16 protein-coding genes are annotated in these 13401 nt (G+C 53.4%); 10 read left to right on the plus strand and 6 right to left on the minus strand.

Going from position 1 to position 13401, the window contains the following annotated elements; all coding sequences use genetic code 11:
* Positions 1–250 precede the first annotated feature (250 nt).
* The 4 genes from B880_RS0109685 (at position 251) to B880_RS0109700 (ending at position 4292) form a co-directional block, all read left to right on the plus strand.
* Positions 251–1816: a TerC family protein gene (locus B880_RS0109685; RefSeq protein WP_017347202.1), complete on the plus strand. Its 1566-nt coding sequence runs from the start codon at positions 251–253 to the stop codon at positions 1814–1816.
* A gap of 132 nt (positions 1817–1948) precedes the next feature.
* Complete coding sequence (locus B880_RS0109690; RefSeq protein ID WP_017347203.1) at positions 1949–2131, plus strand: hypothetical protein; 183 nt, start codon at positions 1949–1951, stop codon at positions 2129–2131.
* 257 nt (positions 2132–2388) lie between these two features.
* Positions 2389–3489, plus strand: a complete 1101-nt coding sequence (gene sfnG / locus B880_RS0109695) for a dimethylsulfone monooxygenase SfnG (protein ID WP_017347204.1) — start codon at positions 2389–2391, stop codon at positions 3487–3489.
* Positions 3490–3662: 173 nt separating this feature from the next.
* Positions 3663–4292 (plus strand): TetR/AcrR family transcriptional regulator, encoded by a 630-nt coding sequence (locus tag B880_RS0109700; RefSeq protein ID WP_017347205.1) that lies wholly within the window; start codon positions 3663–3665, stop codon positions 4290–4292.
* Positions 4293–4296: 4 nt separating this feature from the next.
* On the opposite strand, the gene B880_RS0109705 is transcribed toward B880_RS0109700, so the two are convergent.
* From B880_RS0109705 to B880_RS0109730, 6 genes are read right to left on the minus strand one after another with little or no spacing between them, the layout of a single operon-like run.
* Positions 4297–5127, minus strand: a complete 831-nt coding sequence (locus B880_RS0109705; RefSeq protein WP_017347206.1) for a metallophosphoesterase — start codon at positions 5125–5127, stop codon at positions 4297–4299.
* Positions 5128–5137: 10 nt separating this feature from the next.
* Positions 5138–6112 carry an ABC transporter ATP-binding protein gene (locus B880_RS0109710; RefSeq protein WP_017347207.1) on the minus strand — a complete coding sequence of 325 codons (975 nt, stop codon included), beginning with the start codon at positions 6110–6112 and terminating at the stop codon, positions 5138–5140.
* On the minus strand, positions 6109–6906 hold the full coding sequence (locus B880_RS0109715; protein WP_017347208.1) for an ABC transporter permease: 798 nt from the start codon (positions 6904–6906) through the stop codon (positions 6109–6111). The genes B880_RS0109710 and B880_RS0109715 overlap by 4 nt, the downstream gene beginning before the upstream one ends.
* Entirely contained in the window at positions 6903–7781 is an 879-nt protein-coding gene (locus tag B880_RS0109720; RefSeq protein WP_017347209.1) for an ABC transporter permease, read from the minus strand. Before B880_RS0109720 ends, B880_RS0109715 begins: the two co-directional genes overlap by 4 nt.
* Entirely contained in the window at positions 7781–8782 is a 1002-nt protein-coding gene (locus B880_RS0109725) for an ABC transporter substrate-binding protein (RefSeq protein ID WP_017347210.1), read from the minus strand. Before B880_RS0109725 ends, B880_RS0109720 begins: the two co-directional genes overlap by 1 nt.
* 22 nt (positions 8783–8804) lie before the next feature.
* Positions 8805–9800 (minus strand): LacI family DNA-binding transcriptional regulator, encoded by a 996-nt coding sequence (locus B880_RS0109730; protein ID WP_026042533.1) that lies wholly within the window; start codon positions 9798–9800, stop codon positions 8805–8807.
* A gap of 327 nt (positions 9801–10127) precedes the next feature.
* Between B880_RS0109730 and B880_RS0109735 the strand changes: the two genes are divergently transcribed.
* The 6 genes from B880_RS0109735 (at position 10128) to B880_RS0109765 (ending at position 13144) form a co-directional block, all read left to right on the plus strand.
* Positions 10128–10517: a putative T6SS immunity periplasmic lipoprotein gene (locus B880_RS0109735; protein WP_017347212.1), complete on the plus strand. Its 390-nt coding sequence runs from the start codon at positions 10128–10130 to the stop codon at positions 10515–10517.
* Positions 10518–10738: 221 nt separating this feature from the next.
* A complete protein-coding gene (locus B880_RS24910; protein ID WP_237761003.1) occupies positions 10739–11140 on the plus strand; it encodes a type IV secretion protein Rhs in 402 nt (133 codons plus the stop codon).
* A 142-nt stretch (positions 11141–11282) separates the two neighbouring features.
* On the plus strand, positions 11283–11654 hold the full coding sequence (locus B880_RS27360) for a putative T6SS immunity periplasmic lipoprotein (protein ID WP_443146817.1): 372 nt from the start codon (positions 11283–11285) through the stop codon (positions 11652–11654).
* A 389-nt stretch (positions 11655–12043) separates the two neighbouring features.
* Positions 12044–12259 carry a DUF6500 family protein gene (locus B880_RS0109750; protein ID WP_026042534.1) on the plus strand — a complete coding sequence of 72 codons (216 nt, stop codon included), beginning with the start codon at positions 12044–12046 and terminating at the stop codon, positions 12257–12259.
* Between the two features lie 410 nt (positions 12260–12669).
* Positions 12670–12894, plus strand: a complete 225-nt coding sequence (gene relB, locus B880_RS0109760) for a type II toxin-antitoxin system RelB family antitoxin (protein WP_017347218.1) — start codon at positions 12670–12672, stop codon at positions 12892–12894.
* The gene (locus B880_RS0109765; RefSeq protein WP_017347219.1) at positions 12878–13144 is read left to right on the plus strand and encodes a type II toxin-antitoxin system RelE family toxin; all 267 of its coding nucleotides are present in this window, start codon (positions 12878–12880) and stop codon (positions 13142–13144) included. The genes relB and B880_RS0109765 overlap by 17 nt, the downstream gene beginning before the upstream one ends.
* Positions 13145–13401 lie beyond the last annotated feature (257 nt).

Below are 13401 nucleotides of genomic sequence, written 5' to 3' on the forward strand. Positions count from 1 at the left end.
GTTAATCTTCTGAATTTGCAATCTTTTGTAAAAATCGTAATTTTTTTTGATCCCGGTCAGGTAACTGATACATTAAGCACTTCTATTTAATTCAGGAGTAACGGGCAGCAGCCCACTTTATGGACCGTCACCGACGTAGCTTTACCCCCTCTTTGTGCCAGCAGGCACACACGCTGATACATCTCTTCTGTCAGACCGCCCATGATCGGGTGCGTTTTCGTTCAATCCGTTCACCGTTCAGGAGTCATTGATGGAAATCCTTCTCGACCCCTCAATCTGGGCAGGTTTGTTAACGCTTATCGTGCTGGAGATTGTGCTCGGCATCGATAACCTGGTATTTATTGCCATTCTGGCAGAGAAGTTGCCGCCGAAGCAGCGTGATAAAGCCCGCCTGATTGGTTTATCGCTGGCGCTGGTCATGCGTCTGGGCCTGCTTTCTCTGATCTCCTGGATGGTCACACTGACCCGCCCGCTGTTTAGCGTCGGCATGTTCAGTTTCTCCGGCCGTGACCTGATCTTACTGGTCGGGGGTATCTTCCTGCTGTTCAAAGCCACGATGGAGCTGCATGAACGGCTGGAAAACCGTGGCATGGAGCAGCAGGGCAATCGGAACTACGCCAGTTTCTGGGCAGTAGTGATTCAGATTGTGGTGCTGGATGCGGTGTTCTCACTGGATGCGGTGATCACCGCTGTGGGTATGGTTAACCACCTCCCGGTGATGATGACGGCGGTTGTGATTGCAATGGGTATTATGCTGTTGGCGTCGAAGCCGTTAACCCGCTTCGTCAACGCGCACCCTACCGTGGTGGTGTTGTGCCTCAGCTTCCTGTTGATGATCGGTTTGTCCCTGCTGGCTGAAGGTTTCGGCTTCCATATTCCGAAAGGTTACCTGTATGCGGCGATCGGCTTCTCGATTCTGATCGAGCTGTTTAACCAGATTGCACGACGCAACTTCATTCGCCATCAGTCACATCGTCCGATGCGTGAGCGCACGGCGGAAGCCATTCTGCGCCTGATGGGCGGCCGTAAGCGCCAGCAGGCGCCAGCGGAAGAGGGAACTGCGCTGGCGGTTGAAGTGCCCCATGAGGCGTTTAAAGATGAAGAGCGCTACATGATTAACGGTGTATTAACGCTGGCTTCCCGCTCGATCCGCAGCATCATGACGCCGCGTGGCGATATTTCGTGGGTGGATGCCAGTCGTTCAGTGGATGACGTCCGTATGCAGCTGCTGGATACCCCACACAGCCTGTTCCCGGTGTGTCGCGGCGAGCTGGATGAGCTGATCGGTATTGTACGTGCTAAAGAGCTGTTGGTGGCGCTGGATCACGGTATGGATGTGGCGACCTTTGCCGCGGCCAACCCGGCGATTGTGGTGCCGGAAACGCTGGACCCCATCAATCTGTTAGGCGTACTGCGTCGCGCGAAAGGCAGTTTTGTCATCGTCACCAATGAGTTTGGTGTGGTACAGGGGCTGATTACGCCGCTGGATGTATTAGAAGCGATTGCCGGTGAGTTCCCGGACGAAGACGAAACGCCAGATATCATCGTTGATGGCGATGGCTGGCTGGTCAAGGGGGGCACCGACTTGCACTCCCTGCAGCAGCTGTTGGACTACTACGAACTGGTGAAGCCAGACGACCAGCACGCCTCACTGGCGGGTTTACTCATCGCGCAGAAAGGGCAGTTGCCGCAGGCGGGTGAAGTCATCGATATGCCACCCCTGCATTTCCAGGTGCTGGAAACCACGGACTACCGCGTAGATCTGGTGCGCGTCACGCGGGATAAACCCCACGACGAAGAGCACCACGAAGCGTAATTGTCCTCCACGGCAGCAGGGAAGCTGCCGGTTCTGACGTCGTCTCTGCTGATTTCACAAGTGTCATGACATTGTCAGCAACTTGTGGCAGGTTAAAGGGGTCTTGTTTCTCAGACTATCAAGGAGAGCACCATGCGCGACTACTCAGGATTTATGCACGAAGACGACACTTCGCTGGATGTGATGGAAGAGAGCATTATTAGCGTCAATCTACCGGGCCGCACGCACGCCAGCCTGAATCAACAGATTGCCGACAGCGCGACGGGCTGGGATCTCGCGGGTCTTGATCCTGTGACGCCACATCACCACCACTGAACACGGTTTCTGTCGCATCCGCAACAGCGCACTGGCAATGTTGTTGCGAATGCGGCTTCCCCTCTAAACGTGATGCTCTAGCTTTTCTATTTAAATCAATATCTTATAAAACTTTCATTTCTGGCACGAACTCTGCTTATCTCCTGTTATACCAAAATAAAACATTTCGTGATTTGAAAATTCATTTTGGTTATATATCGCGTCTGCCAGGTTACAGACCGGCGGGTGTGTTTCACACCGAGAAATGAGGTAATGCCATGTCCACTTCTTCTGCCCGTCAGCCGTTGCAGTTTGCCTACTGGGTGCCAAATGTGTCTGGCGGGTTGGTCATCAGCCAGATTGAACAGCGTACCCACTGGGGTGCGGAATATAACCGCCAACTGGCGAAAATTGCCGAACAGGCAGGATTTGATTACGCCCTGACGCAGATCCGCTTCACCGCCGGATATGGTGCAGAGAACCAGCATGAATCGGTGACGTTTTCTCAGGATTTATTGAGCCACACCACAAAGCTAAAAGTGATTGCGGCCCTGCTGCCCGGCCCGTGGAACCCGGTGCTGGCGGCGAAGCAAATTGCCACCATCAGCCATCTGTACGGTCCGCGCATTGCGGTCAACATTGTCAGCGGCTGGTTTCGTGGGGAATTTAAGGCGATTGGTGAACCCTGGCTGGATCATGAAGAGCGTTACCTGCGGTCGGAAGAGTTTATCCGCTGCCTGCGCGGGATCTGGCGCGAAGAGCATTTTACCTTCGCGGGAGATTTTTACCGCTTCCGTGACTACGCATTGAAGCCGAAGCCCCTCGACCCGCTGCCAGAAATCTTTCAGGGCGGCAGTTCGCGTGCGGCACGGGATATGGCAGCACGCGTATCAGACTGGTACTTCACCAATGGCAACACCCCGGAAGGCGTAGCAAAACAGGTGGCAGATATCCAGACCAAGGCCAGACAGCAGCAACATGCGGTGAAGATCGGTCTGAATGGTTTTGTGATTGCTCGGGAGACTGAAGCGCAAGCCCAGGCCGTGTTGGCAGAAATTATTGCTAAAGCCAACCCTGACGCCGTTAAGGGCTTCCAGCATGAGGTGAAAAATGCGGGCAGCGCGTCACCTGAAGGCGAGGGGAACTGGGCCGCGTCTTCGTTCGACGATCTGGTGCAGTACAACGACGGCTTTAAAACCAACCTGATTGGCACCCCTCAGCAAATTGCTGAACGCATCATGGCGTTAAAACATGCCGGTGTGGATCTGCTGCTGTTGGCGTTCCTGCATTTCCAGGAAGATGTGGCCTTTTTTGGTCGCGAAGTGATCCCGCTGGTGCGCGAGCTGGAACGTCAGGAAGAGGCGGCTGCCGTACTCTAAATTTCCCATGGCGCGCCAGCCCTGGCGCGCTGCATTCCTCCGGAAGAGAACCGACAGGTACAACCCGCTAAAAGCCTTTACTCCCCCGCCGTCATCGCTTGTAATAGCCCCTAAATACGATAATAACATCAGCCGTTTTTTAATTAAAAACCCAGCGGTTTAGTTGAGGTGATATGAGCAGCGTTAAATTTCCCCCCACCATGAGCAAAAAAGATCGGGTTGCTATTGCCGCGACAGAGGTGTTCCTGACCCACGGTTTCAGCGCCGCCACTACGGACATGATCCAGCAGGCGGCGGGCGTCTCGAAAGCCACCGTGTATGCCAGCTGGAGCAGCAAAGAGGCGCTGTTCTCAGCGGTGATTGAGCAGCAGTGTGCGCAAATGTCGCTGCGGGTACAGGCGATCCAACCGACGAAAGATAATGTGGTGCGCACCTTAAATGAACTTGGGCAGGCCTATCTGGCGATCGTCCTGTCGCCTGTCGCGCTTGCCTTGTTTCGTGTGGTCAGCGCAGAAGCGCCAAGGTTTCCGGCACTGGCCCGTACTTTCTGGCAAAGTGGCCCAGTGACGATAGCGGCAATTGTGGCAGAACGGCTGGCCGAAGCCGTCGCCGCTGGAGAGCTGGATGTACAGCGAACCGGTGTGAGCGCGGCGGCCGTGCAGTTTGTCAGCTTGCTGAAAGGCGAGGCACAGATGGAATGCCTGATGCATCCGCAATCGGTGCCTTCAGAAGCACAGGTGGAACGTTGGGTTGAGCAGGCCGTAGGCACTTTCCTGGCGGCCTTTTCTCCTGAGCGAGATTGAGGGGTTAATCAATCAGTCCGTTGGCATCATAAAACGGCCACGGGCCGGGATAATGGCCAATGGGGAGATAGTGGGTGGTGGTGCCTTGCTGCGCCACCCATCGATGCAGCAAGAGGCCCGCCGGTTCCAGCACAAAATGCGCCGGGCTCGCCGGAGTGAAATCAGGCGCGACCTGGTGCGAGGTACCGGGCGCGCTGCACACCACTTTCCCTGCCAGTTGCGAAACCATAAACCGATGCACATGGCCACACAGTACGCGTTCCACCTGCGGTGCCAGGGATAAGGTTTCCGCTAACCGCGCGCTATCACGCAGATTCTGCCGATCCATATGATCAATCCCGCTGATAAACGGATGCTGATGCAGCAGCACAATGGTAGGTTTATCCGGTTGTTGGGCTAACACCGTGCCTAACCAGTCAGCGCGTTGTGCACAAAACTCCCCCCAGGACTGACCAGGCACTGTGGTATCCAGTGCCACGATCCGCACCGGGAAGTCATCCACCACCCAGTTAATAAACTCCCCGTCCTGCGGCAGCCAGCTTTTGTCGGCAAAGGCACGGCGAAAAGCCGATCGCTCATCGTGATTGCCGGGAATGGCAAACCAGGGTAAATCCAGCTGATCGAGAAGCGCACGGGCTTCGGCATACTCTTCATCACGACCAAAATCGGTTAAATCGCCGGTGATGACCACCGCATCCGGGGCGGGGCGCAGCTGGTTCAGTTGGTCAATGCACTGCTGTAAGGCCTGTTGCGTATCCACTTTCTGATAAGAGAGGCGGCCAGCGGCTTTAATGTGCAGATCGCTGATATGGGCCAAAACGAAAGACGTGGTCAAAATGGACTCCTTATGAAAGCTGAAACAGGGATTCGGCGGCAAACGCGACGCCAACCCGTTGATCGGGACGCCACATCTGGCGCGCTGGACAGTCGACGACAATCACCTCGCCGTTGCTTAATCCCACCTGCACGCGCTGCACCGGCCCGAAAAACGTTGCCAGCAGAACGCGGCCCTGTAGCGGGGCTGTGGGGTTATCAACTAACTGCATCTCTTCTGGTCGGCACCAGAATTCACCTTGCGGTAGCGTCAGCCGGTTTACTGCACCGATAAAATTCGCCACAAACGGGGTGGCAGGATGGTGGTAGAGATCGCGCGGAGTGGCTAACTGCTCAATACGACCGTGGCGCATCACCGCGATGCGATCGCCCAACGCCATGGCCTCTTGCTGGTCATGCGTCACATACACGGCGGTAATGGCGAGTTGCTGTAACAGCTGCCCAATGTCTTCGCGCAGCTTATCGCGCAGTTTGGCATCCAGCGCGGCCAGCGGTTCGTCAAACAACAGCACCCTGGGACGCGCCGCCAGCGCACGGGCGAGTGAAACACGCTGCTTTTGTCCGCCGGAAAGTGCCTGTACCGGACGCTGGGCGAAATCAGCCAGGTCCACCATCGCCAGCATCTCGTTGACACGGGCTTCGATCTCCGCTGCGGGCAAGCGCTGTATCCGCAGGCCGTAAGCCACGTTTTGCGCCACGTTCAAATTAGGAAACAGCGCATAGTTCTGGAACACCATCCCGACATTGCGTTTTTCAATCGGCAGCGCCGTGACATTGTTCTCGCCAAACCACACTTCACCACCGGCATCGCAGCGCTCAAGGCCGCTGATGATGCGTAACGTGGTGGTCTTACCGCAGCCGGAAGGCCCCAGCAGCACCAGGGTTTCCCCGGCTTTTATCTCCAGATCCAGCGGGTGAAGCGCAAACTGGCCGGGCTGAAAACTGCGTGCGCAGTGGCGCAAGCGAATAGCGACTGGATGAGTCACAGTGAAATCTCCCGTGAACGGCGTGGGCGAGCCAAAGCATGCATCGCCAACAGCAGTGGAATAATCATGACCAGGAACAGGGTGGTATAGGCAGAACCCATCTCCAGTCGCATCGAGGCATAGCTATCCGCCAGCCCGACCGGCAAGGTTTTGGTTAACGGGGTGTGCAGCATCCAGGTAATATTGAATTCACCAATGGACAGGGTAATGACCATAAATGCCCCGGCCAGCATCCCGGAGACGGCATTGGGCACCACCACGGTGAGAAAGCGGCGCAGTGGACCGGCACCCAGGCTGGCGGCGGCCTCTTCCATTGACTTCACATCGATAGCCTTCAGCACTGCCAGTACCGGACGCACCATAAACGGCAGCGTAAACAGCACGTGACCAATAAGAATAAACAGCCAACTCTGGCGCAGTTCGCCAATTCCGCCATACACCAACAGCAGCCCCAGCGCGGTTGCCAACCCTGGAATTGCCACCGGCAACATCAGGCACTCTTCAATGATGGCGGCCCAGCGCGATGAACTTCGCAGTAATCCCCACGCGGCGGGCACGCCCAGTAGCAAAGTGACGGCCAGACAGCTCAGCGCGATAAGCAGCGAGAGCCAGAAGGTATTGGCATACATCGCCCAGACTTCCGCGATCCAACGCAGCGTCAGCCCGCTTTTCAGACCGACAAAATAGTTTTGGGTGAAGCCTGCCATCACGGACATCACCACCGGCACGATTAAAAACAGGCAGACCAGCAGCGTGAACACCAGTTGCAGGCTAAACAACCGTGAGCGATTCATAGGGAAGCTCCTGAACGCTGACCATCGAAGCGGCGAGTGACAATCAGTGCACACCAGGTCACCAGCCCCATGATGACCGAAAGCGCGGCAGCAGTAGCAAAGTTGGCGTAGTTAGTGAACTCGCCATAAATGGTTAACGGCAGCACGTTGAGATCGGTGCCCAGCGTAAAAGCGGTGCCGAAAGCCCCCATGCTGGTGGCAAAGCAGATCGCGGCGCTTGACCACAATGCCGGCGCAAGACCGGGAACAATCACATCCCAGATGATGCGCCAATGGCTGGCACCCAGAGAACGCGCGGCTTCTTCCAGACTGCGGTCGAGCTTTTCACAGGCCGCGATCAGCGTCATGACCACGCGTGGAATCGAGAAGTAGAGATAGCCGAGGAACAGCCCCATCAGGCTATAGGCAAACACCCAACGTTCGCCAAACAGTGACAGACCGAGCTGCGCAAACAGCCCCTGACGCCCGCCGAGCATGATGATGAAAAAGCCGACCACCACGCCGGGGAAGGCCAGCGGGAAGGTGATCAACGCCAGCAGCAGGCCTTTACCGGCAAACTGCTGGCGCGCAAGGAAACACGCCACAATGGCAGAAATCGCCACGGCGACCAGCGCAACTAACGCCGAGAGCGCCACGGTCACGCCAAGGCTTTCAAGGTACTGCGGTTGGCTTATGACGGTCCAGTAGGCGTTCTGGTGCGTGCTGTTATCGGGCTGGCTGCCCAGCACCACCAGCCAGCCAAACGGCAGCAGCCAGAAGGCGCAGAACACCGCGATCGCTGGCGTTAATGCCAGCAGCACGGGGCGCGGCAGCGTTTTGCGCCAACGCCCCCCCGTGAGGGAGGACGTGGTGCCCTGTTGCCAGGTCTCAGACATTACTTCACCTCACGCAGGTACTGCGCGGAGAAGGCTTTTTGCGCTTCAGCCATCTGCTGATAGTTCACGGTACGAGCGCGAGCATAGTCGCTGTCCGGCAGGAACTGCGCTTTGGCGGTGGCTGACATGGCGCTCTCACGCACCGGACGAAGCCAGGCATTCGCCCAGATCGCCTGACCGCGATCGGACAGCACATAGTCGATCACTTTTTTGCCCTGTTCGCTGTGCGGCGCGTTGTTAACCAGGCCAATCACGTACGGCACTTTGATACTGCCTTCCTGTGGGATCACAAAGACCACATTGGCTTTGTCTTTATAGCGGGCGCGATAGGCGTTGAAGTCGTAATCCAGCATGATCGGAATTTCACCGGACAACACGCGGGCATAGGCGGTCTGCTTCGGTACGATCGGCTCGTTTTTCATGAGCTGTTTAAAGTAGCTGATGCCAGGGGCGAAGTTTTGCAGGGTGCCGCCTTTTGCCAGGTTCACCGCCACCGCAGCGGCGTAGCCGACAAAAGCACTGGCCGGATCGAGATAGCCGATCATCCCTTTATACTCTGGCTTGAGCAGGTCATCCCATGAACGGGGGACGGGTGCGCTATTCAGCGCGTCCACATTGACCATAAAGCCGATGGTGCCGGAGTGCAGCGCGATCCATTTGCCATCGGGGTCTTTCATATCGGCGGGAATGCTGTCCCACACGGCGGGCTTGTAGCTCGCCAGCACGCCGGATTTTGCCGCCTCAATACCAAAAGTGACGCCGAGATAGGTGACATCAGCCACCGGATGCGCCTGCTCGGCGACGATCTGCGCCAGCGCCTGACCGGAGTTTTTATTGTCTTGCGGCACCACAATGCCGGTATCTTTGGCGATGGCTTTCAGTTGCGTCCCCCAGTCAGCCCATTCAGGCGGACAGTTGTAGCAGACGGCGGTAGAGGCCTGTGCTGAAGTCGCCAGTACAAGGCCGCCCAGCAGACAGAATGACGTCAGAGCTTTATTCATGGTGTTCCCCGGTGTTGGTCGATCAAAAGCTGTGGCGGGCGACACTTTCGCCCACGCGCAGCGTGAAATTGAGGGTGCGCGAGGTGATATCCACCCCGGCCAGTAATCCCGTCAGACACTCCATCGCCACTTCTCCCAGCTCCCGTTGTGGCTGGACCACCGAGCACAGCGCCGGGTAAACCCGTTCTCCCAGCGCAATACCATCAAAACCCACTACAGAAATTTGCTGCGGCACGCGGTAACCCAGGCGTTGCAGCGTACCGATGACGCTCAGCGCCAGCAGATCGTTGGAGCAGAGCAGGGCGGTAACATCCGGCACTGCTGTGAGCCAGCTCTGCAAACAGTGCGGCTCAGCTTCGGTGTGATGCGCCATTTCAGCCAGCGGCAGCGGCGTCAGTGCGGCCTCTTGCATCGCCTGGCAGTAACCGAGGTAGCGCAACTGCGCCCGGTCTGACTGCTGCACCGGCCCGGCGATCATCGCAATCTGGCGATGGCCCAGTTGCAGCAAGTGGCGCGTGGCCTGGTACATTGCCGCCTGGTTATCCACGCTGACGGTAACGAAATCACCCGCTGCCGGATTGTGCGCCAGTACCACCGGCAGAGGCTCCTGCGCCAGCAGCCGCAGGCAGGCACTGTTTTGTGCATCGGCCACGGTGATCACCACGCCCTCTACGCGCTGGCGCAGCAGGTTTTCCAGCACCGCACTTTCACGCTCTGCATCGTAATCGGTGGTTGATACCAGCAGGGCATAACCCTGTTCCCGTGCCACACGTTCCATGCCCTGAAGCTGCTCGCTAAACACCGGATTACTCAAGGTGGGCAGCATGACCCCGATCATGCGAGTGGACTGTGTGCGCAGCTGACGCGCCACATAGTTCGGGCGGAACCCCAGCACCTCTGATGCGGCATAAACTTTTTCCCGCGTCGCCGGACGGACCTTCTCCGGTTCGGCAAAGGCGCGTGCAGCAGTAGCGCGGGAAACACCCGCCATGCGGGCAACGCTGACCAAATCGCTCATCTTGTTACTCAGTTCTCCATGAATGAGATCGATCTCATTGGCCGCCATCCTGCCGCCAGCAGATGTCAGAATAATGACGGCAAGATGACGAACTGGATTTAGCTGGCTGGCGATATATGCCGTAGCAACCCGCCGGGTCTGGATAATGTGTAAAGAGAAGAAGATGCCGCGTTCGGAAAAACATTTCCGGGCGAAACACCGTTTCTGTTTAATTAGCGGAACATCTAAATAATTATTCTGTTTTTATCTTTTGGCGAAGTTATCACTGGACGTGACTATCTTCTCTGAATAATATCTCGCCACTGCTGGAGTAGTGAGGTGATAAAAATGAGAGCTGATGTTATCGGGGAAAAGATGCGATACGGCTTACTACTTTCAGTCCTGGTGCTTTCAGGTTGCCCTGGCCCGGGTGACAGAGTGTCGCCAACATATCCCGCTGAAGTTGAATACATTGGCGCAGAAGTGTGTATGAAGGCGAACACGTCGGTCGGAGAATATGTTTATCTGATTGAAATTCTTGGCACCACTAAGAGTGATACATTGATAAAGTTAGTCCCTGATAACCCGCAACCTGTGTGGGCACTTCCTCAGCAGTGTTTGCCAACTTTTGATTTCAAATTTAAGCCGGGTCATAGATATCACGTGGTGTATTCGATTTATAAAGATTCGACTAAATTTCGCCGCAGCATTGATACATGGTTCACCATTCCAGAGTAATGCTATGTGGTCATGTCAGGATAAGTTTATTAGTGGGGATGATTTAAAGCTGGAAGTCATTGTCGTGTCATTTATTCAACGACAAAAGAGATAATAGAATTACTCAGCAGTATTGAAAGGGGATTCATCATACCTGAACGGATCTTGTCATTAAACAAATCATAATTAATGAATAATCGCTTACCTAATCAATTATCTCGGAAATATTGAGGGTGCTAACAATGAGTTCTGATGTTTGTAAAAAACCAAAACCTGAAAAAGAAGGTTCACTGCGTTTGATAACGCTTAATGAAATTGCCATGGCAAAACGCCTCTTCGGCAATGATATTGCATGGAACCGGGTATGGATTCATTGTGATAGCTACTTCCCGTTTGGTTTTCAGTCGAAAATGTATGCAATGAGTCCTAATGGAGAGTTGTGGTTCAGGAAAGAGTCATATCAACATGACTTTTCATGTCATCTGGTTAAAGTTGAAAGTAAACATACATTTATTCACGAACTGGCACACGTATGGCAACATCAGCAAGGTCAGTTTGTTAGACTTAGGGGGCTCATGAGTTGGGCTGCAGAATATACTTATGATCTTCGGAAAAGATATTTAAAAGAATATACACTAGAGTAACAGGCGTCTATACTTGCAGATTACTGGTTTCTCATTGTATATGGTCTTGACGCTTGGATATTTGAGTCAGACTTCAGGATAGTTAGATATAGAGAAACTGACTCATATGACAAAATACCAGAGTTATATAGAAAGATTGTTTATGGGCGCTAAATTCCGCTGTTTAGTTTGCGGGTTATGTTTCACTTTAGTGGGGTGTCCTGGCCCAGGTGACAGATCTAATCCTGTTTATCCCGCTAAGCTAGAAATTAACGATGGTCACGTTTGTATCAAAGCTGAAACCTACGTGGGTGAATATATTTACCGCACAGAAATACTCAGTTCTGAAGAAAATGAAAGCGTAATAAGGTATTCAGCTCGCAGTATTCAACCAGAATGGGCCTTGACTCAGCAATGTCTTCCTACCTACGGTTTTACATTTTTACCCGGGAGAAAGTACTTAGTCGCCTATGCGGTCAGTAAAGAAGGAGTTAAGCAACATCGTATAATTGAAGCCTCTTTTACAATCCCATAGTAAATAGTGATCTAAACCAGGAGGAATGAGGGTGTTTAAAATCGGCTTAGTGATTATATCGCCCCTTTTTCTGGTTGGCTGCCCCGGTAAAGGTGATCGTGTTGATGCCTTCTATCCGGCGGATAAAGTAGATGCGGATAAACCCTGCGTATGTGCACATTCGTGACCTGAGAGAAAAGTAAACCGCCAATTGCTCAGGGATGGCATTGTTATAGGTGATACCATAGGGCTGGGACAGAACATCGAAGCAGGTCAGCGGTGAAAACTCCATTCGCCGGTAAATGCCAGTTCAAGCTGTCGTTCTCACAATAGCTCATTTGATTGGTGAACCTTAGTAGAGATGACCGGGTCCAACGCCATTGCATACAGCCATATAAAAAAGAGACTGTGTGCGAGCTGGAATGAAGACGAAGATTATCAGGGTATGCGAAGCCAAGATCATGGCAAAGGGCAGCAGCGTAGGACTGTCGTTCTACGCATTTTTTGCGAACAAACATGACGACCCAGATCTGCTTATGGAAGTTGCGCACTGGTGGATGATGGAAATGAAGCTGGACCATTTTGAAAAGGCCGAAAGGATAAAGTCACTCGTTTCAGCCATGTAGCTAATGGTGCATCCAGATTCTGGGACGAACAGCGTAGGGATGATATGGTAAATCAGTATGATCTGCGGGTACAAAAAAAGCCCCTTAGGGCTTTTGTATTATTCATTTTTCAACGCGTGCTTATTTTTTTGTCGATTTACTGGGTTTCAGCTCCGGAGTATTTCCAGGGGTATTTTTATTATCACGTCGACGTTGATCTGGTTTACCCGTTGACTCAGCAATAGGTTTTGGGCCTGGCTTAAGACTCATGATCGTTATCCTTCTATAGTTAAGAGGAAAACCCTCTAACTGTATATATCAACAGTTGAGGTAGTTATCAAGACACACAAGATGATTATTTTTTGGTCTTTTAATTTAAGTGCTGAATCATATTTGATATACATGTATAACAAATATGATTCAGGGGGTGTATGCTTGCTATCCGACTGTCTGATGAGATCGAGTCAAGGCTGGAGTCCCTTGCGAAACTGACTGGAAGAACAAAGACATTCTATGCGCGGGGGGCAATCCTTACTCATCTCGAAGATCTGGAAGATTATTACCTAGCGGCGGAAACAGCTGCGCGTACGAGTCGTGGTGATGAATCCATACATTCGTCTGAGGACGTGAGAAAGTCACTTGGTCTGGACGATTAACTATTCCGACCGGGCGCTCAAATCGTTACGTAAAATGGACAAGCAAACCGCACGCCGGATTGTGGATTTTATGAACTTACGCATTGCTGCTGCAGAAGATCCACGCCAGTCAGGGAAGCAGCTAAAAGGTCAGCCAGGTGAATTCTGGCGTTATCGGGTGGGAGATTATCGCATTTTGTGTGAGATTCGGGATGACGAGCTGGTCATTCTCGATGCCACGATTGGTCATCGACGCGAAGTTTTCGACTGAAGCCCGCTGCCCGGGCTTTTTCTTTAAGAGGGATTTTATGGAATGGTTAATTGGTGGGTTTGTTGTACTTGTTATTCTCGGTGTGATTTTTAAACCGCGTCGCTGTGATGTTTGTGGTACCGGCTTTAAGAAGAAGTATTACACCTGGACTATTGAAGGTAAAAAGCAGCATTTGTGCCCTAATTGCAATAGCAAAATGAGCAGAAGGGTCAGTAGCCAACGATTCAATGACAGATTTGGACGGTAGCTGTCCTGAT

Origin of the sequence: Pantoea sp. A4 (assembly GCF_000295955.2) — a bacterium.
Taxonomy (GTDB): Bacteria; Pseudomonadota; Gammaproteobacteria; order Enterobacterales; family Enterobacteriaceae; genus Pantoea; species Pantoea multigeneris.

Bases quoted from the DNA above. Each gene is read 5' to 3' on its own strand.
- B880_RS0109685 (WP_017347202.1), top strand. From the start codon at position 251: ATGGAAATCCTTCTCGACCCCTCAATCTGGGCAGGTTTGTTAACGCTT.
- B880_RS0109690 (WP_017347203.1), top strand. From the start codon at position 1,949: ATGCGCGACTACTCAGGATTTATGCACGAAGACGACACTTCGCTGGAT.
- sfnG (WP_017347204.1), top strand. From the start codon at position 2,389: ATGTCCACTTCTTCTGCCCGTCAGCCGTTGCAGTTTGCCTACTGGGTG.
- B880_RS0109700 (WP_017347205.1), top strand. From the start codon at position 3,663: ATGAGCAGCGTTAAATTTCCCCCCACCATGAGCAAAAAAGATCGGGTT.
- B880_RS0109715 (WP_017347208.1), bottom strand. From the start codon at position 6,906: ATGAATCGCTCACGGTTGTTTAGCCTGCAACTGGTGTTCACGCTGCTG.
- B880_RS0109720 (WP_017347209.1), bottom strand. From the start codon at position 7,781: ATGTCTGAGACCTGGCAACAGGGCACCACGTCCTCCCTCACGGGGGGG.
- B880_RS0109725 (WP_017347210.1), bottom strand. From the start codon at position 8,782: ATGAATAAAGCTCTGACGTCATTCTGTCTGCTGGGCGGCCTTGTACTG.
- B880_RS0109730 (WP_026042533.1), bottom strand. From the start codon at position 9,800: ATGAGCGATTTGGTCAGCGTTGCCCGCATGGCGGGTGTTTCCCGCGCT.
- B880_RS0109735 (WP_017347212.1), top strand. From the start codon at position 10,128: ATGAGAGCTGATGTTATCGGGGAAAAGATGCGATACGGCTTACTACTT.
- B880_RS24910 (WP_237761003.1), top strand. From the start codon at position 10,739: ATGAGTTCTGATGTTTGTAAAAAACCAAAACCTGAAAAAGAAGGTTCA.
- B880_RS27360 (WP_443146817.1), top strand. From the start codon at position 11,283: ATGGGCGCTAAATTCCGCTGTTTAGTTTGCGGGTTATGTTTCACTTTA.
- relB (WP_017347218.1), top strand. From the start codon at position 12,670: ATGCTTGCTATCCGACTGTCTGATGAGATCGAGTCAAGGCTGGAGTCC.